This window comes from Pseudomonas sp. yb_5 (genome assembly GCF_043103865.1).
GTDB classification, from domain to species: Bacteria; Pseudomonadota; Gammaproteobacteria; order Pseudomonadales; family Pseudomonadaceae; genus Aquipseudomonas; species Aquipseudomonas putida_Y.
Window position 1 is genome coordinate 37,917 of the sequence record NZ_JBICKE010000106.1, and the last position, 17,205, is coordinate 55,121.

The 17,205-nt window shown below is 52.8% G+C and carries 15 protein-coding genes and 1 tRNA gene; 11 read left to right on the top strand and 5 right to left on the bottom strand.

Annotated features, from left to right (window positions below):
• Positions 1-66 precede the first annotated feature (66 nt).
• The 10 genes from ACF8GF_RS19205 to ACF8GF_RS19250 all read left to right on the top strand — a co-directional run bounded on the left by ACF8GF_RS19205 (position 67) and on the right by ACF8GF_RS19250 (position 9,213).
• A complete protein-coding gene (locus tag ACF8GF_RS19205) occupies positions 67-477 on the top strand; it encodes a pilin (protein WP_392460845.1) in 411 nt (136 codons plus the stop codon).
• 71 nt (positions 478-548) lie between these two features.
• Positions 549-624: transfer RNA gene (locus ACF8GF_RS19210), tRNA-Thr, on the top strand.
• Positions 625-785: 161 nt separating this feature from the next.
• A complete protein-coding gene (locus ACF8GF_RS19215) occupies positions 786-2,081 on the top strand; it encodes an integrase arm-type DNA-binding domain-containing protein (protein WP_275966844.1) in 1,296 nt (431 codons plus the stop codon).
• A 290-nt stretch (positions 2,082-2,371) separates the two neighbouring features.
• Positions 2,372-3,328 carry a hypothetical protein gene (locus ACF8GF_RS19220; RefSeq protein WP_108191150.1) on the top strand — a complete coding sequence of 319 codons (957 nt, stop codon included), beginning with the start codon at positions 2,372-2,374 and terminating at the stop codon, positions 3,326-3,328.
• 46 nt (positions 3,329-3,374) lie between these two features.
• The gene (locus ACF8GF_RS19225) at positions 3,375-3,644 is read left to right on the top strand and encodes a helix-turn-helix transcriptional regulator (RefSeq protein ID WP_375135886.1); all 270 of its coding nucleotides are present in this window, start codon (positions 3,375-3,377) and stop codon (positions 3,642-3,644) included.
• Positions 3,641-4,234, top strand: coding sequence for a hypothetical protein (locus tag ACF8GF_RS19230; protein WP_108191148.1), 594 nt, complete (start codon positions 3,641-3,643; stop codon positions 4,232-4,234). Before ACF8GF_RS19225 ends, ACF8GF_RS19230 begins: the two co-directional genes overlap by 4 nt.
• A 552-nt stretch (positions 4,235-4,786) precedes the next feature.
• A complete protein-coding gene (locus ACF8GF_RS19235) occupies positions 4,787-5,068 on the top strand; it encodes a hypothetical protein (RefSeq protein ID WP_258229826.1) in 282 nt (93 codons plus the stop codon).
• Positions 5,065-5,349, top strand: coding sequence for a DUF3077 domain-containing protein (locus tag ACF8GF_RS19240; protein ID WP_108191147.1), 285 nt, complete (start codon positions 5,065-5,067; stop codon positions 5,347-5,349). The genes ACF8GF_RS19235 and ACF8GF_RS19240 overlap by 4 nt, the downstream gene beginning before the upstream one ends.
• Positions 5,346-8,246: a DUF927 domain-containing protein gene (locus ACF8GF_RS19245; protein ID WP_392488358.1), complete on the top strand. Its 2,901-nt coding sequence runs from the start codon at positions 5,346-5,348 to the stop codon at positions 8,244-8,246. The genes ACF8GF_RS19240 and ACF8GF_RS19245 overlap by 4 nt, the downstream gene beginning before the upstream one ends.
• Positions 8,247-8,334: 88 nt before the next feature.
• The gene (locus ACF8GF_RS19250) at positions 8,335-9,213 is read left to right on the top strand and encodes a hypothetical protein (protein ID WP_392488359.1); all 879 of its coding nucleotides are present in this window, start codon (positions 8,335-8,337) and stop codon (positions 9,211-9,213) included.
• Between the two features lie 137 nt (positions 9,214-9,350).
• Here the strand turns inward: ACF8GF_RS19250 and ACF8GF_RS19255 are convergent, their stop codons facing one another.
• From ACF8GF_RS19255 to ACF8GF_RS19270, 4 genes are all read right to left on the bottom strand, one after another.
• Entirely contained in the window at positions 9,351-11,735 is a 2,385-nt protein-coding gene (locus ACF8GF_RS19255; RefSeq protein WP_392488360.1) for a DUF4238 domain-containing protein, read from the bottom strand.
• Positions 11,736-12,249: 514 nt separating this feature from the next.
• Positions 12,250-12,990 carry a hypothetical protein gene (locus ACF8GF_RS19260; protein WP_392488361.1) on the bottom strand — a complete coding sequence of 247 codons (741 nt, stop codon included), beginning with the start codon at positions 12,988-12,990 and terminating at the stop codon, positions 12,250-12,252.
• 78 nt (positions 12,991-13,068) lie between these two features.
• Complete coding sequence (locus ACF8GF_RS19265; RefSeq protein WP_392488362.1) at positions 13,069-13,296, bottom strand: hypothetical protein; 228 nt, start codon at positions 13,294-13,296, stop codon at positions 13,069-13,071.
• A gap of 452 nt (positions 13,297-13,748) precedes the next feature.
• Positions 13,749-14,267 carry a helix-turn-helix domain-containing protein gene (locus ACF8GF_RS19270; RefSeq protein WP_392488363.1) on the bottom strand — a complete coding sequence of 173 codons (519 nt, stop codon included), beginning with the start codon at positions 14,265-14,267 and terminating at the stop codon, positions 13,749-13,751.
• A 307-nt stretch (positions 14,268-14,574) separates the two neighbouring features.
• On the opposite strand from ACF8GF_RS19270, the gene ACF8GF_RS19275 reads away from it, so the two are divergent.
• Positions 14,575-15,045, top strand: a complete 471-nt coding sequence (locus tag ACF8GF_RS19275; protein ID WP_392488364.1) for a hypothetical protein — start codon at positions 14,575-14,577, stop codon at positions 15,043-15,045.
• A 734-nt stretch (positions 15,046-15,779) separates the two neighbouring features.
• Here ACF8GF_RS19275 and ACF8GF_RS19280 read toward each other — a convergent pair.
• Complete coding sequence (locus ACF8GF_RS19280) at positions 15,780-17,189, bottom strand: hypothetical protein (RefSeq protein ID WP_392488365.1); 1,410 nt, start codon at positions 17,187-17,189, stop codon at positions 15,780-15,782.
• Between the last annotated feature and the right edge of the window lie 16 nt (positions 17,190-17,205).

Sequence of the window (17,205 nt, forward strand, 5' to 3'; positions counted from 1 at the left end):
TGCGCCGCTGCCGGTTGGGGCGCAACTGACCTCAATGTGTAAGCGAATCAAAAAGGAACTACGTTCATGAAAGGGCAACGCGGTATCACCCTGATCGAACTGATGATCGTCGTCGCGATCATCGGCATTCTGGCGACCATCGCCTTACCGATGTACACCAACCACCAGGCACGCTCCAAGGCCGCGGCCGGGTTGCTGGAGATCAGCGCCCTGAAGACGGCGATGGATCTGCGGCTGAATGATGGAAAGGATGTAGCGGATGTAGCCGCGCTGGGTGGCCAGCCGGCGACGGCGCATTGTGCGATCACGGCGAGCGGCAAGGCCGCGGATGGTAGCGGCAGCATTGTCTGCACCCTGGTGGATGCGCCGGCCAACGTGCTGGGCAAGGCCCTGACCCTGACGCGTTCGGCCAGCAGCTGGGCGTGCACGACCGACATCGAGGAAGACCTGGCGCCCAAAGGGTGCAAGGGGGCTTGAGGGCAGGGCAATAAACCAGCGGAAACAGGGGTTTGCGTTACGGGTGTGAGCAGTGGTACGTTGCGCTACACGCCGGTGTAGCTCAGTCGGTAGAGCAGCGCACTCGTAACGCGAAGGTCGCAGGTTCGATTCCTGTCTCCGGCACCAGAGACCAGTTTCCAGAAGTCTATGACTGTCTACGAAACACACCGCAAAGCCCGCCTAGAGCGGGCTTTGTTGTTTCTGCCTGTCTCGTTTTGTATCTGGGCATCTACGCGATTTAGGGATATGGTTAGGGATATCTCGGTTCGACAAGGAAACGTATCCCTATGGCGCGTACAGTGGTGCCTCTCACCGATCCCAAATGTGATGCGGCCAAGCCTCGGGAGAAGGATTACAAGCTGTTCGATGGCAAAGGCCTCTACCTGCTGGTGAAGCCGTCAGGGGTCAAGACCTGGCGTATGAAGTACACCAAACCTGATGGCCGTGATGGTTTAGCTACGTTTGGCAACTATCCGGCGCTCGGCTTGAAAGCGGCCAGGGAGCGACGCGCTCAGGCGCTTGAACTCCTTGCTGCTGGGAAAGACCCCATCGAGCAAGCGCGCTTGGACAAACAGGAAGCGGTCAATGCCCGAGCGAATACCTTCCGTTTGCTTGCACAGGAATGGCATGCGGCCTGCGCTCGTAAGTGGACACCTGGTCATGCCTCCACCGTTTGGCGACGCATTGAATCCCACCTGTTGCCCACTCTCGGTGATCGTCCGGTCGCGGAGCTGAAAACACGGGATCTGCTTGTTCCGCTGAAAGCGGCGGAAAAGCGGGATACCTTGGATACGGCTGCACGCTTACGCCAGTACATGACGGGCATCCTCCGTATGGCGGTTCAGCATGGCCATCTAGATTTCAACCCTGCGATCGATCTTCAAGGCGCCACGGCTACCCGCAAAACAGCGCACCGGCCTGCTTTGCCATTCGAGCGCTTACCTGAGCTTCTCCAGCGGATAGATGCCGACAGCGGGCGCGGCCTGACCAAGCTCGCGGTGCAGCTGACCTTGCTGGTGTTTATCCGCTCTAGTGAGCTCCGATTCGCTCGCTGGGGTGAGATCGACATGGGAAGGTTGATGTGGGAAATCCCTGGTGAGCGAGCGCCCATCGAGGGCGTAAAGAACTCCCATCGCGGTTCGAAGATGAGCACACCACACTTGGTACCGCTCAGTCGCCAGTCAGTTAGTGTCTTGGAGCGAATCCGCGATCTCACCGGCCGATTCGACTTGGTGTTTGCAGGTGATCACCATCACTGGAAACCCATGAGCGAAAACACCGTCAACAAGGCCCTGCGACGCATGGGGTATGACACGAAGTCAGAGGTGTGCGGCCACGGCTTCAGGACAATGGCTTGTTCAGCACTAGTTGAGTCGGGGTTATGGAGTAAAGACGCCGTCGAACGACAGATGAGCCATCAGGAGCGAAACACGGTGCGCGCAGCGTATATCCACAAAGCAGAACACATTCAGGAGCGAAGGCTCATGGTGCAGTGGTGGGCAGATTATTTGGACGCCAATCGAATGGAAGCGATCACCCCATACGACTTTGCTCACCGAAATGCCGTCGCGAGGGACGTTTGAGACTTCAAGAAACGCTTAAGGCATCGAGACCCTGCGATGCATTACGGTCGTCACTGCTCGTGGATCGCAGCCACCTATCGGGGGTGTTTCATGTGTAACTCGTGTTTCGGCGACGGTGGAACCGTTGAAAATCCTGGACTCCGAACTGGAAACACATCGCTGGCCCACGCGGACAAGCAGGTGTATCAAAGCTATAGGGTGTTTCGCACCACTGTTGCCTGTCAGCCCTGTCGGCAGCTTAGCGATCATCTATCGCGCAGGCTCATTTTTCGATCAAGGGGGCGTGGGGTGTGATCTGGTCCGAAAATGAGGTGGAGCAATTCACGTTCGAGCTTGCGAATACTGACATCAGTAGCCTGCTCGATGAGATCCAGATGATGGAGGATGCTGTAGCGGAAGTTGCACTTTTCCCTGAGTTTCGTGAGCACTTTTGCCAGGCATTTGATGTGATAAACGAGGCAGCTGCATATTGGCTCGAGGAAGGCTTGGAGTATTCCAGTCAAGCAAGGCGGGTAATCCATGAGACGTTCAGGCAGCGAGATCTCATTTACGAGCGATTGTGCTATGCCCAGTCGTTTTCGCTGCCGGATGTAGTGCGTCAGGTGCTAGGTCAAGCTGAAGCTATTTCTAGCTCTCGAATGGCGGCGAGCTACGCCTTCGCGCAAGCGCTGGACGCTGTTCAGATGCTTGCTGGCTGGTTGGGGAATGTTGAGCTCAATGTGTACGACATTAACCCTGACTTAGCCGAATTCCTAAGGCTGAATGATCCCGAGTTTTTTCACACCATGGTTGAGCGCCAACGCCGTACCCAACCAGGCAGGGAAGCTGAGGTCAGAGAGACCTTTGCCCAGTGGGTGGCTGAATCGGAAAAGGTTTTGATGCTTGCTGACCTTCATCGCCAGTCTGAAGTCGCGTTGAGCTCTGGTACGCTTCAGCCAGGTAGTTTTTTTCCAACGATGATCGACAAAATCTACACCGTGAAAAGCTCCGAGAGGGCGCGCTTGGCTGGCAAGGGAAACAGTCGGCCAGGTACCGCTACTCAAGATGGAAAGGCGAAGAAGCGGGAGCTCACTCGGGCCGCCGTTGAGCGTATCAAGAAGTCCTATCCTGAAATTGAACCTAAGGCACTGCTGTCCAGGTTGGTCGGCATAGAGGGAATCGGAACTCGCGACACGATAAGGGAAAATCTCAGAGCGCTGGGAGAGTACGGCCCGAGGAAAAAAAGAAAAACGAGCGGACCGTGTTGATTCGTTTTTGAGTTTTTAGTCTGTGCCTGTCTCTGTAGATATAGGCATGACTATGACCACTCTCTCCGCAGCAAACACCCTCCACTCTGGGCGCGACCCGCAGACCACACTGATACGCATCACTGAAGTGATGGCCATCGTCGGGTTGGCCCGCCCCACGATCTACAAGCTGATGCAGCAGGCCGAGAGTGGCTTTCCGCTGCCGGTGAAGCTGAGCAACAGCACCGCCCGGGGTGCCCCGGTAGCCTGGGTTCTTTCCGAGGTTCAAGCATGGACGCGTAGCCGCATTCAGGCTCGTGATCGGGTGGCAGCATGAGCGTGCGCCGCTATCACTTCACTGGCCCATTCCATGATCCATATGGCGCAGCGTTCTGCCTCTACAAACAGGGGGATATCAACTGGCGCCACAGGATCATTGCTGGCGTGAGTTGGAACGGCCAGTCACAGGAGGCGTTCTTTTTCAACCCAGATGGCCTAGCCATTCCGCTCCGGGCGAACCCTTGGGAAATGCCCGCGTTCATGCGGAAGCATGGAATCCGTCGCGAGTTCTCCACCATCGTGGGAGAAGGGCCGTTCGCAATGGACAAACAGCGTCGTTTGGCTCTCACGGCAATTCAACTGGCTGAATGGGTAACCTACTGGTTCACCGATGAGAGTTATCTCTATTCGAATGATGTTGAGGTTTGGGAGGGCTGGGTAGCGAACGATCTGGAGGAGGAGCAGGCCAGTAGCGAACAAAGTCATGCATTTGGACGAGACCAGACAGACCTGGATACTTTCGTAACCGAGTGCGTTGCAAAGCGTGAAGAGTGGCTCGCCGAGGAGTACAGCCGTAGGTGCAGGGAAGATGCGAGGATCTTCGCCTGGCTGAAAGGCGAAGCGCCCTCACTGACATCCGGCAACTGACTGCTCCGGCCCGTACCGCTCAAACGAAAACGCCCCCGGCGGCTACCGAGGGCGTTGAGGTAAGTCTTCATGCCTGCTCAATCTAATCTTGCATTCGCACTTATGCAAGTAAGTGCAACTGTTGCGCTTCTGATCACTCACGTTTACTCTGTAGCCGTCGCTGCAAATTCAGCGACCGACCTTGGCCGGTCGAACTACTCAAGGCGCACAAGCGCCCACCATACGATTGCAGGCGCTTTTTTTGTGCCCGCAGTTTCGTGTTATGGCGGCTGTGCGTGGGACACCTTCGGGTGTGCCGGGTGCCTTGAGTCCCGGTCGGCCAACCCGCGTACAGCCGTCACCATTCCTTGCTTGGCCGCAAGCGGTGATGGCTCCTCAACTCAAGGAGCAACACCCAATGCACGCCCTCCGTCCGTCCAAAATTCGCGCCGCTGCCCATCGGGCATTGGCTCTCGCCGCACTTCACGCCGACTCCAGCCTTCGTACTCGCCTTGCCCGTTACAACGACCACATGGCCAAAGCCCGCGCCCTGGAAAATACAGGGGGTGCGCAATGAGCACGTCTCTGACCATGGCCCTTCCCGAAGACATCCTCGCTGTTCCTAAACAGACCGATGTCGGTATTCCAGTCGATGCCATCACTTGCGCAGTAGAGCGTGCGAACGCTGTTCTGCTGCTGCTAGAAGATCAGTTCGAATGTGACGCCCCTCGCTTGGCGAACCGCGTGATCGCCGCTGCCCTGTGGGACGTACGCGGGACGCTGGGGCTGATTCGCACGCTGGTGATTCATGCTGACGAATCAAGCCGTCGCTCGGTATCTGGAGGTGCGCAATGAAGACCTCCTTGGAGATCAACACCGCTGGCGGCGCCACCTTTGCCAATTGCAACTCGCAGGGTTCACCGCTGTTTCGTGTTAATGCCGGCATTTCTTGTGAGGAAGCGCTTGAGCAAGCCTCGCTTCTGATGGACTGCATCAATAAGCTCACTCTGCGGGGCGGGATGGAAAATGAGAATGGTACGGTCGTTTGGGCTGCTCATTACCTCGGGGAAATGGCTAAAGCCCTCATCGATGACGTCGCCACAGGGCTTCAAGTTGCCCAAGGCGGTGGCGCATGAGCGGAACCAAAGTTAACAGCCGTCGCCCCACCTTTGCGCAGGTCAAAGCTGAGGCGCTGTGTCAGATTGATCGGGTGCTCTCCCACTGGCTGCCGAACGGGAAGCGTGTAGACGGTGGCAAGGAATACACCGCACCAAACCCTACACGAAATGACAAGCACGCCGGCTCTCTGAAGATCAGCATGACCAAGGGCACGTGGGCTGACTTTGCAACGGGTGACAAAGGCGGCGATCTGATCGACCTAGTGCGCTATCTCGAAAGCTCGTCTGACGTTGATGCATGCCAGAAGCTGGTCGAGTTTCTGCGTATTGATCCTCGTACCGCGATCCCGGCTCAGCCGGTTAAAAAGCCAGTAACTGCTGAATGGCAGGCGGTATTACCGATCCCCGCTGAGGCGATGACCAAATGCCCAAGCAAGCACCGACAGCATGGGGCTCCGTCGAAAGTTTGGTGTTACCGCAATGGCCAAGGCGAGCCCTTGATGGTTCTCTATCGATTCGATGTCGCCGGTAATTCAGAAGAACCAGCCAAGAAGGTATTTGCGCCGCTCACGTGGTGCATGCGTGGTCCGCAGGGTCCGGCTCAGTGGCGCTGGCAGGGGCTAGCTGACCCACGACCATTGTTACGCCTGGACGAGCTGGATAAGAAGCCAGACTCTCCAGTGATTTTGTGCGAGGGCGAGAAGGCCGCTGATGCAGCGCAGGTGCTTCTGCCCAGTCACGTGGCCACCTGCTGGCCAAACGGCTCCAACTCTTGGCACAAGGCGGACTTCACCCCGTTGCAGGGACGTGAGGTGCTCTTGTGGCCCGATAACGACGACAGCGGCGCCAAATGCATGCAGGCGATAGCCACCAAGCTGGCGGAAATTGGTTGTGTAGTTCAAACCATTGAGCTAGCGGTGTTTAAGCGCAAGCCTGTGCTCAAGGGCGAAACACCGAGCTTCACCAAAGGCGGCCGATGGGGTGACGGTGATGACGCCGCCGACGCACTGGAGAAAGGGTGGACTGCTGCGCATTTCGCATTGCTTGCTAGCACCGGAGAGCTGGTCGGCGGGTCGAACCAGAGTGCTCAATCGGTTGAGGAATTGGTTGATGCGAGGCCAAGCAAAGCGGAGAAAGTGAAGTCTCACCATAGTCGGGAACTACTCCCGACTGGCTTCCGCTTGACAGAAGAAGGCGTGTTCTACGCCACTGAAGATGGTGAGGCACGTCCCGTATGTTCGCCCCTTGAGATTCTCGCGCGCACCCGCGACGAGAAGGGACACAACTGGGGACTTCTGGTCGAGTTCGACGACCCCGACGGTGAAAAGAAGCGTTGGAACATCCCGGCGCGCACTATGACCGGCGATTTCGGCAAAGACGTGTTGGGTCCACTGGTCGACATGGGGCTGCGCCTAGCCGGCTCTAGGTCAGGCAGGCATGCGCGTAACGACCTGCAGAGCTATCTGCAGGGTTTTGATAGTTCGCAGCGCGCTCGACTGGTTACCCGTTTGGGCTGGCACAACAACGCATTCCTGCTGCCTGATCGTCAGATCGGTCAGCATGGCGAGCACCTGCATTTCTATGATGCTGGAGCCCAGCTACCGCCAATCAACGAGTCGGGCACCCTAGAGCAGTGGCAGAGCCAGATAGGCGCTCTCTGTGTCGGTAATCATCGCTTGGCGTTTGTTGTCAGCACGGCCTTTGCCGGCCCCTTGCTTCATCTGTTGGGACATGAGTCCGGCGGTTTTCACCTTTACGGTGACAGTTCCGGCGGGAAGACCACGCACTTGCAAGTGGCCGCCTCAGTATACGGCGGACCACGATTGGTACGGTCTTGGCGGTCCACCGACAACGCATTGGAGTCAATCGCTGCGGCGCACTCTGATGGACTTCTGATCTTGGATGAAATCGGCATGTGCGACGCTCGCATTATCGGCGAGACCGTCTACATGCTCGGCAACGGCACCGGCAAAGCCCGGGCGAATGATCGAGGGCAAGCAGGCCGTACCGTACAAGAATGGCGACTGCTGTTTCTTTCGACCGGTGAAAAGACGCTGGCGCAGCACATGGCCGAAGCCAACAAAGAGCTCAAGGCTGGTATGGAGGTTCGCATGCTGGCGGTACCGGCGAACGCCAGCAAAGGGTTAGGAATGTTCGACACCCTGTGTGGATTTGATGATGCCGCAGCGCTCTCAGATGCGCTCAAGCTGCGGGTGAGCAAGTTTTACGGTACGCCGCTCACAGCATTCCTGGAGGCCCTGTGCGCTCCCGGCAAGCTTCCCGGTCTGGTGAGCATCATGCGCCGTACTGTAGAGCAGTTCATCGCACAGAACCTCCCGGCGTCAGCAAGTGGGCAGGTCCAGCGTGCTGCTCTGCGCTTCGGACTCGCAGGGGCTGCGGGCGAGCTCGCCACTGCCTTGGGCGTGACTGGCTGGCCAGATGGCGCTGCGCTCACGGCAACTCGTGTTTGCCTGCACGCCTGGCTGGCGGAGCGGGGCGGTGCTGGGAACATGGAGGGGGAAGCCATCATGGCGCGCCTGCGCCAAGTCATTGAGCGCTTCGGTGAGAGCCGGTTCACGCGGTGGGAGTCCATCGCCGCGAAGATCGATGAGCACGGCCCACGCACGATCGACCGTTTGGGCTTCCGCAAAACCATGGAGCATGGCATGGGTGACACCATGCATACGACCATTACCTATTACGTGCTTCCGGAGGCGTGGCGTTCTGAGGTGTTCCGAGGAATGAACATCACGGCCGTTAACCGCGAGTTGATAGAGCGAGGGATTTTACAGAGTGGTAAGGACGGAAAAGCGTCCTGCACGGTGAGGCTGCCTGGCATGGGAATGCAGCGCTGCTATGTAGTGCTGAGTGAGCCGAGCACCGAGGCCACGCTGGCTGAGGCGACGGCTGCCTAAACGCAGCTCTTGCACATGAGGCATACGCCGGCGCGTCCGGCCTCGCCAGCCGCTCTACCCATAACCTCAACTCTAGGATGACTGATCAATGAAAAGCCTTGAACAACTGAACACTGAACGCAACCAGTACCTTGCGGATCTCAAAGAGCTGGAACAGCAAATCACCCAATGGGAGGCGCATCTGGCTAACCCAGGTTTTGCAGAAGCGCAGACCGGCCAGAGTCTTCAGACATCTATCCGAGAGACGAGATCGAAAGTTGATAACATCGAATACAAAATTTCCGTAATCGATCAGGACATTGCATGGTTTAACCGTAAAGCTAATTCATCCGAACTGATGGCTGAATATAAAGAGACCATGAAAAACTGGGCCACTGACAAAGCTGATCTTGAAGGCAAGCGTAAGGTGCTAAGCACTCGGTTAGCTGCAACCAAGGACGAGTCCGAGAGAATAATTGCCGAAGCTCGTCAGGCTGAGGAGGAGGCCGCTCGGGCCTATGCCCAATCGGTTGCCTGGAGCGACGTTGAGGGTGAGAAAAAGGCCGCTGAAGCTGCGCAGAAGGCGGCAACGAATTTGAGCTCGGCGATGGAAAGTCAGCGTCGCCAAAGTTTGATAATAGCTGCGATGGATCAAGAAATTGAAACTATTGATGCGCACATCGAAGAAGCTGTTCAAGAAATAATGAAGGCAGAACGCTCAGCGGTTGTAGTGGCTCTTGAGCGTTTGGAAGAACAGTGGGATGAGTCGGTAAAAGAACTTCTAAATTTGGGATCCAAGCTGTATGCGGCGAAGCGTTACATGGGGCGTGAAGGAATGGCATTTCATCGGTTCCACGTGAGTAGCCAACTCGAAAGCTTCACGCACTGGGGTGAAGGAGATTTGATAACGATGAGCTATAAATATTCTGCTGAGCAGATTATTGATATTAAACTTCCGGATTTAGATCAGATGAACAAAGCTGCGTGATTGAACCCAAGCGCATCATGTGTACTTCATTTCGTGATGCGCTTGGTGTCAAAAGACTGACGAGAGGTCCCTGCTTCGAGTGGCTAATGCTTTCCCCCTAAAGATTAACTATGTATGGTAAAAAGTTACCTGCGAAGCTAAGGTTGGCCTGGTATGCCAATGCCATAGATAGACCTCACTTGATTGTCGTACCGTGGGCAATTGGATCTTGCTAGGAGTCTTTGGACGTTAGTGTCATAGAGCCCGCCTTCAGGGCTTAATATATTCAGTGAGCAATGATTGTTATGGTTAGTTGTGTCTTTTATTAGATTCATAAAAGCTGTTGCTTGGTCGGAAATAGACTTGATTTTTTCTGCATTTCGATCGTTCGACAAAATCATGCAGTCGGTCGTTCTCATTAGTTGCCTAAGTGTGGCGAATGGTCCTTGTGTCTTTTGAAGGTTTTCGAGGAGTCGGTAGTCGAGCGGGGTCGAATGTATTTGCTGAAGGGCACTATGCCACGGATAGTTAACGATTCCCTGATTCGTGTGCTGCGCTTTCAATAACTCTTGCCATCTCGAACCACTGTCAGTTATTAGTACTGAGCCGGTAGCTTGTGCTGTTAATAACGAAAGTTCGTAATTTGGAGCCATTTTGAATTGGAGGAACTGACCCTCCTGGCCGGACTCGAAACGTTGTAGCATCATGAGTGGCGAGGATTCTGCCTGGCTTTCTAAATCGGAAAGCGCTCGTTTTGCATCTTCTTCGGTTAGCCCAAATTGTTGAGTCAGTGCTTTTATTTTCACGGTTTGCGGCAGCGTTGCAATTGTATTCAGTAGGTCCTCGGTTGCCAATTCAAAACAGCGCTTCCTGTCTAGTTTGCATATATTTCTTGTTGGAGTTCGCGCGGCAGCAATTTCCATGGCGGCCTCCATTAAGTCAGCATCGAATTCCATCAAGCTGGGGATCAGGTTTACAAGGTTAAGTCCAATAAATGGTTCTATTTCTAGCATGAATAGAAAGTCTTTCAAAGCTTGGTATTTGAACTTGGAAGGTGAATTTACGGGACTGAACTCTGGCTTGACATTGTTTGGGTTTTGTATTGGTGATTCTATCAGGTAGTCGTCAAATAAGGATGCCATAGGCAGGGCGCGTAGGCTAATTGTTCGAGGGTCTATAATTCCAGTGTATAATGCTCTTAACTTTCCATCTGGCTTGGGTAGCAGTGAGTATATGTCGGTGTCACGTGGCCACAAGGCTGAATAAAATCCATAAATTTCTGAAACTTGATTGTCTGTTAATTCGCGCCTGACGTCAGTCCAGGTTTTGCCACTGTCTAGGCCGAGTACGCTTCGGATACAGTTGCAGAGAGCAAGGTTTCGCTCTCGAATGCTTGCTGAATCCCAGCTTGTTCGCATATCGGCAGGGATGTTGCGGCAGCAGATTTTATATTTCTTTCCGCTGCCACAGCCGCAGTAATCATTGCGGCCTATTTGAGATTCGTCAGTGCTTTTACGTAAGAATTCGTTCGGCGGATCTGCACGGCCGAATGCATCCTGATAGTGAACGGAACCATCGTCAAATTGGGCGTATATTTCACCACCGAATCCAAGAGTTTGATTGGGGGGTGGTAGCAGTACGTGCTTTAACTCAGCCCAGTCAAAAGCAGCGTGGCTTTCAGGGTAAAGCCATTCCTCTCTACCAGCGGCAATGCAAGAGTGTGATCTGCTTTTAATGATGTGGTTTATTTTAGTCACTTCTTCTGATGTAAGCTTGCGGCAGTTTATAAAATCAATCGTATTTACCATGCTATAGCGTACCCGTTTCGCATTAGTTCGCTGCGAGAGCGGGTTGACATTTTCGGGGTCTTTGGCGTACTCAAGATTTGTTAAGATCAAGCAGCGATTTTTGCTTAGCGGGAATATTGTTTGTGATCCCTTTAGTGCAATATCAGGGTCGTTTGGATATTTGCATAATTCTGAGTTAGGAGGGCACGCATAGTTGTAGATGGTTACAGGGTGGTCAGATATTATAAATTTAATATCTGAGTCTTCGGCGGATACAAGCTCCCGAACGCCCTCGGCCCAAAGTGTGCAGTGTATAGATCGTAGTGATTGCATTTCCATCATTAGCTGAATTTGGCTCAACTCTGGATATTTGCTTCTGATCCAGGCCAATCCTTTTGGTGTTCTTAGCTTTTGTGCATCGAGATAGATGAAGAAATCCTGGAAGTGTTTATGCCACTCTCCGTGGTCGTCAGTTAGGAACGCTTTAACAGATTTTGAGCCGTTGTCATCAATTGGGCCGAATAGTTTTCTTTCAATATCATCGTTAATGTCGGTTCCAAAAAAAGTCGAATATAAATCTTTTTCATAAAGCTTTTGAGCGGTTGTGTGCCATTTTTTTGAATGTATTGTGTTTTGCTCTCCGTTTTTCAAGGGTATGTTACGTTTCGTGAGATAACAGAGTTGTTTGTCACGCGCATCCATAAAACCTTCTTGATACCATTGTGCTACGTAATGATTATCTCTAGTCTTTTTCATTTTGTTTGTCGTCAGGTATTGAAGGGCTTTTTGCGATTGAATTCTTCGAAAGCCTATGAGCCTTCAGTTGAGTGTTGTTCCCGAGCCAATAGCAACGTATGCATGGTCATATGGTTTTTGCTGATGGTCCGGCGAACCGGGTCGAGTAGGTTAGCGATGTTACGATTCGGCCAAGCCAGCACTGTATTCATAGCCTAGCAAGTGTCCAAAATTGGCGATCTGTTCGTCAGTAACCGAAGCGATACTGAGCCTTTGGCTATATAGAGTGAAACCGTGCATCTAAGTTGAATCTGTCGCTTGCTTGGCACCCCTCTCATCATTCTGAAGCTTGAGTAACAGCGAGTGATGCAGAGGCAAAATTCTAAATGGGTATTCAGGGCGCTTACTTCGGCGTCAGTCATATCAGTGGGCTCCGAGTTTCTGATTTTGGCGCGAAACAGCGCCCGCTATCTGCTGACTTCGCCCAGGTTTTTAAACAAGGGGCTGAGGGTGCATGTGAAAATTTGCAGCAAAACTAGCGAGTGTTATTAACGAAACCGAAGCTATAATCGCGAATCATGTCTACGGTTTTTTGAGCCCGTTCAGGGATAGGGGTGAACTTCGGTATCAGCTGCTCGAAATATTTTTTTGTGACATTGATAAAGTGCTCGGGTAGATCAGGGTGTGCCAGGTTCTCGAACATTCCACCTCGCTTGAAATGGCGTTCAAGGTACATCCCGACTCCATGTAGCTTGGACTGCCATGAATAGGGATAAACGTCTTTCATGTCTTCGGTCATTTTTACTGTCGGCTGGATCAAGGCCGTACCATGAGCAAGCACGTTTCTCAAAGTAAATAACACGTTAATTCCTTCCTTTACGTCTTTGTCGACATCGGAGTCAAGCGCGCTTCCGAAGTACGAGATACCAGCTGATTTGACGAGATTGTCCCATCCCCCGGAACTCTCCAGTTCAATTAGAAATTTTTGCAGAAGTCGGGTGGGCGAATCATGTTCAGTGCGGCCTGCGCGCTTTCCCCTTTCTACAGCTTCGTCCAAATCAGCTTTCACCTTCTCTGTGAGAATTGTTCGAACAGTCCCCTCGACAAAGGAAGCATTGAGGATGAGAAGGCCGAAAGTATGCATGTAACTGTAATAGGCATGCGGCTCAACTCCATCGGCACTAGCCCTGCGTAAAGTCGATCGATGGGCAAGTGCCATGCTTTCGTAACTGAGTAGCAATGAAGTAGCTGTTTCCAAACCCAGGTAATGTGCCATGTTTTGTCCTTACTCATGCTTGAGTCGAAAATTGCGAGCTCGAGAATTTAGCCCAGCGCACGGCTGGGTTTTAGTTTCCTATAAGAACTCGTTATCCTCGCGCGCCTCACAACGTTCTTTTATCATACGCATAGTCTTCTCGGTATCGCTGATAACTTTGCCTAAAACATAGCAGGTAAAGGCTTGGCTTTTTGTTGCATCGAATCCAGAGGCAATAGCTAGAAGACTCCAGCCTTCGGCTAGGCGCTTATTAACGGAGACTGGATCACGCTCCTCAACGACTTCTTCGACATTTTCAAATGACATTCCACCATTCCTCGTATCGAGGCGCCAGGAAACGCGCCTTTACTACGGGCTTAGCCCGCACTTTGGCGGGCTTGCTGTTGCTGGCATCCAGCTCGAAGCTGTAGTTTAGCGAAGCGTAGCCTATCCCTTCGGAAGCTGCCTTCTCGATGAATTTGCGTTAGTCAGCGCCTGTTTTTCGCTGGGCAATTTAAGGCTAATGCGAGCGCAGTATTTTCCGTCAATCATGATCCAGCAGTGAGTGGAGCGTTCTTAAGCGCAATTAAGCATATTCGCAGTCCTGAAGGTGACAGGCCGACCGGATATGACCTTCTGTTCACGTAGTGCAGAGACTCAACTTTCATGCGTTTCCACATTCCGCAGACCATGCCGTGATTGCTTGCAAATGGACGATCGCTAATAACGATGCTAGATACGGGTGCACAATCGCATGCCTAGACGATCACTCCTAGAGTTTAAGGCTCTACCTTCGTGACCGTGGTCATGCGTTTTCGGCGGCGCTCATGGCCAGCATTTCGTTCTTCTAGCTCCTGAACCGCATGTGGTTCGAGCAGGTCCCGCAAGAGTGTCAGATCGTAGAGATTGGTTTCACTGCGATCCTTTTCTCGCCGGCGTTCGATGCGCCTCAACAGCCCTCCCGCTTCCATAGCGCGGATACGACGTTGGATCGTTGAAGCTGAGACAGCCATGGCTTGTGCCAAGGTTTCTTTCGAAGGATGCGGGTGATTTTCGTCCTCCCACCAGTAGCTCAGCAGATGCAAAAGGATGTTCAGATCCAGGGCATCTATTCCCAACGTTCTTTGCCGTCGGATCAAGATGTTGGGAATGCCGGTCCATCCTGCCCTCGTGATTGGGGCCCCCCATTTGGCTTCAATCGAGCGCTTTGTAGGCACCACAACTGCCGGAGTATTTGAAGCTTCAGACACAGCGGATGAATGGCTTGCGTTTGCTGGGGGAGGAGGTGGTGTAGTCATAGACGCCTCAAGGGATCTGGATGGCCTAAGGCTATGAGAGGCAGAGGTGGGAAACAATCGTTTCCTGGCTGCCCCCTGGGGTGCAGCAGCACCTCCCACGTTATCAAGTATATGTTCTCGTGTTGTTCGACGATGGGTCTTCTCGGCTGGATGTTATTCGGTGTTCAGCAGCGCGCTCCACTGGGAGCTTCCCTTGCTCACCAGTGGGGTGCATCAGAGCCCCCCAGGCAAACGACTTACGCCCTTCTAAAGCGCCTCTGGCTCGCCTTAAGCTTCCAATATGACGACAAGTGAAGGGGTGCCGCTAGTGGACAGCGATCGAAATTTTAAGACCTTGGTGGGGGTCGTTCTGCAAGCGGAGGCAGTAGGCCGGCCTCGTAACGAACTGCTTTTGGAGCTTGGCGGAACGCCAGAATCCATTATCGCATCTGGAGGAGAAATCTATAGCGGTCTGGACCTCGTCGTAAAAGGCAAAACCGTGGGGAAAATGCACTTCGACCATGGTATCCCGCGCGGGGTGATCGAACGGCTCCCGCAGATAATGAATGCGCCCCGGGCAATCTATCGCTCAGCCAATCAAGCCGTGCAAGGTGGCGGAAGCATCGTTTTGATGACATTTGAGACCCATCGAGGCTATCCGCTGATAGTGCCAGTGCATGCAAGAAAGCAGATTGGACGCGGACGGTTCTACAACGAAGTGGCAAGCATGTATGCGAAGGAAGGGCCTAACCCGGAGGCTAAGTGGAAAGCGGCGGGGCTGCTACTGTGGGAATGCTGAAAAAACAAAGCCCCAAGTGACACGACATTTCAGCTCTAATAGCTTGGTGTGGGACGTCACAATGGGGCTTACACCTCTTATGGTAGGCGATCACACCGTCAACAAGCAATAACGCCTTGCGGGTAGCGGGGAAGCTACGGGCAAAGGTCAGCTGTTTCATCCAGCACCACTTACGTAGAACCGTGATTCCCCCAGCAGGTATCGCCTTGTCCACGAGGGCTGCCAGTAAAACCCCACCTGCTGTGCCTCAGGCCTGCCCGATAGTCACAAAAACCGATCACCTCGGTTACACCGATTTTTTCGTTACACCGCTAAATTACCGTGGCAAAGTCGAGGTGTAACTGATTATTGTCCTTTAAAATCAACTACTTCCCGATGACGTTACACATTTTACACCTGTTACACCGCTTTGCAGGACTGGTTAACTACGCCCCCCATTCCCCTATTCGCTCGTGCCTTCAGCGGTGAAAACGGTCCTCGCCACTCCCGTTTCTAGTCGCCGGGGGACCCTGAGAGATGGGGTCAGATACGGGGCAGGAAACCCGCAAGACTTAGTTAGCGGCAGGCTTCCCAGCTTAGTGAACTGGTTAATCCGGTGAACTGGGTGAATTGTGCAGCTTCTTAAACGCTACCTCCCTTCCTTACCTAATCCGTAAGAATCTGTGACTTGTCCACGGGCGATGATTTTGGTGAATGATTGATCGCCTGCTAGCAGTCAGTGAACAAAAACTCAATCACGATGATTCAACGTCGTCAGGGTTTTTGGTGATCTGGGCTAGCATCGCTTCTTCGTTTTTATCGGCCCACTTCATATACGCACCAAACCACTTGGCTAACTGGTCAGATCTGAGCCGTCCGTGACGTAAACCTTCTACTCCAAATGCTTCTATGGCTCTAGTTAATGCCATTTCGGCGACCTGGCCAGCATTAAATGCACCCTCTTCAAGATCCAGTGCCGCTGGTGATATAGATCCATGAACTAATCGCGATCTAAGGTCGTAAGCTGCTTTAGCTCTATTTAACCACTCATCCCGTCTCAACTCAGGGGAATAACATAAGGCGGCCACTCGTTGCGAAACGAGCGAGGATATATCGTCTCGCTCTTCAGTCATCAGCATTCTTTCAAGAGAGGTCACATACTTTACGATTTTCGTTGCCTGGCTGGTATCACGCGCCGCCTCGCCAAACCACTGTGCGGCATCGATAAACCTCCTGCTGATAGGACGGTCACAGTCCGGATCTGTTGTCACCTCAAGAGCTACATCAAATAAGTTCTTCCAATAAAGCGTACTTGGCGTAGACAACAACTCTGACCACCCGTCTCGGTATATAACCTCGCCCATATACGCGAAGGATAATGAAGGTTCGAGTACGCCGTCTTTATCAATGGTTAGTTTTGCTCTGCTATCCCCTTTGACGTTAAGGCCACCTAGTTGCATTCGACTCGAGTTCGCGACGCCCAATAAAAGATGTAAGCAGTTGAGGGCCGATGTAACAGCTTCCTCTGCAACTCTACCCGAAGTCGGATGGTCGCATTCTGAAATAGTTATCTCTGCCACCCAGCGGAAATTGCGGTAATACCGAATTGCTTTAACCAGCAGGTAGCGTTCGTGCCTACCTTGATCCGTATCTTTTGCACATGTATTAGTGGAGCGGTTGCTTAAAATTTTTCGAGTGATGCTTAGTCGGTTGTGGAATGTCACCGGGCCGAGGGTGAATGACCCAGGTTCCTTTGAATTCATAAGGTGGCAAGGGATTAAGTGAGTGATGCTCTCTAAGAGGGTTTTGGAAGCTTTTACTGTAGAGTTAAATAAGCGATCAATTTGTTTGGTGTCAATTTCTCGCTTTTCCTTGAAGAATCGAAGTACGAATAATTCCGCCAGCTTCTTCCGTACATTATTCAAAGTCACTCGCTTCGATAAGCCGCCTCGTTTTGCTGCCTCCTGAGCAAAACGAGTAATTATCTTTGCTGCGGCAGCTCCGCAAATCATCTCTCCATAACCCTTAGGATGAGGCAATGATGCCATATGGTCGATTCGCTCGATCGTTTTGAAGCCGCCGAGATTTACCAGCTCCTGGAAGCGGATGCACTCTGAGATCACGAATTTTGCATCATCAACTAGCTTCTCTTTGTTGTTACGCATTTCACCTATCGTCCAT

Excerpts from the sequence above, each read along its gene's own strand:
- ACF8GF_RS19205 (WP_392460845.1), top strand. The coding sequence starts at position 67 with ATGAAAGGGCAACGCGGTATCACCCTGATCGAACTGATGATCGTCGTC.
- ACF8GF_RS19215 (WP_275966844.1), top strand. The coding sequence starts at position 786 with ATGGCGCGTACAGTGGTGCCTCTCACCGATCCCAAATGTGATGCGGCC.
- ACF8GF_RS19225 (WP_375135886.1), top strand. The coding sequence starts at position 3,375 with ATGACTATGACCACTCTCTCCGCAGCAAACACCCTCCACTCTGGGCGC.
- ACF8GF_RS19230 (WP_108191148.1), top strand. The coding sequence starts at position 3,641 with ATGAGCGTGCGCCGCTATCACTTCACTGGCCCATTCCATGATCCATAT.
- ACF8GF_RS19235 (WP_258229826.1), top strand. The coding sequence starts at position 4,787 with ATGAGCACGTCTCTGACCATGGCCCTTCCCGAAGACATCCTCGCTGTT.
- ACF8GF_RS19240 (WP_108191147.1), top strand. The coding sequence starts at position 5,065 with ATGAAGACCTCCTTGGAGATCAACACCGCTGGCGGCGCCACCTTTGCC.
- ACF8GF_RS19245 (WP_392488358.1), top strand. The coding sequence starts at position 5,346 with ATGAGCGGAACCAAAGTTAACAGCCGTCGCCCCACCTTTGCGCAGGTC.
- ACF8GF_RS19250 (WP_392488359.1), top strand. The coding sequence starts at position 8,335 with ATGAAAAGCCTTGAACAACTGAACACTGAACGCAACCAGTACCTTGCG.
- ACF8GF_RS19255 (WP_392488360.1), bottom strand. The coding sequence starts at position 11,735 with ATGAAAAAGACTAGAGATAATCATTACGTAGCACAATGGTATCAAGAA.
- ACF8GF_RS19260 (WP_392488361.1), bottom strand. The coding sequence starts at position 12,990 with ATGGCACATTACCTGGGTTTGGAAACAGCTACTTCATTGCTACTCAGT.
- ACF8GF_RS19265 (WP_392488362.1), bottom strand. The coding sequence starts at position 13,296 with ATGTCATTTGAAAATGTCGAAGAAGTCGTTGAGGAGCGTGATCCAGTC.
- ACF8GF_RS19270 (WP_392488363.1), bottom strand. The coding sequence starts at position 14,267 with ATGACTACACCACCTCCTCCCCCAGCAAACGCAAGCCATTCATCCGCT.
- ACF8GF_RS19280 (WP_392488365.1), bottom strand. The coding sequence starts at position 17,189 with ATGCGTAACAACAAAGAGAAGCTAGTTGATGATGCAAAATTCGTGATC.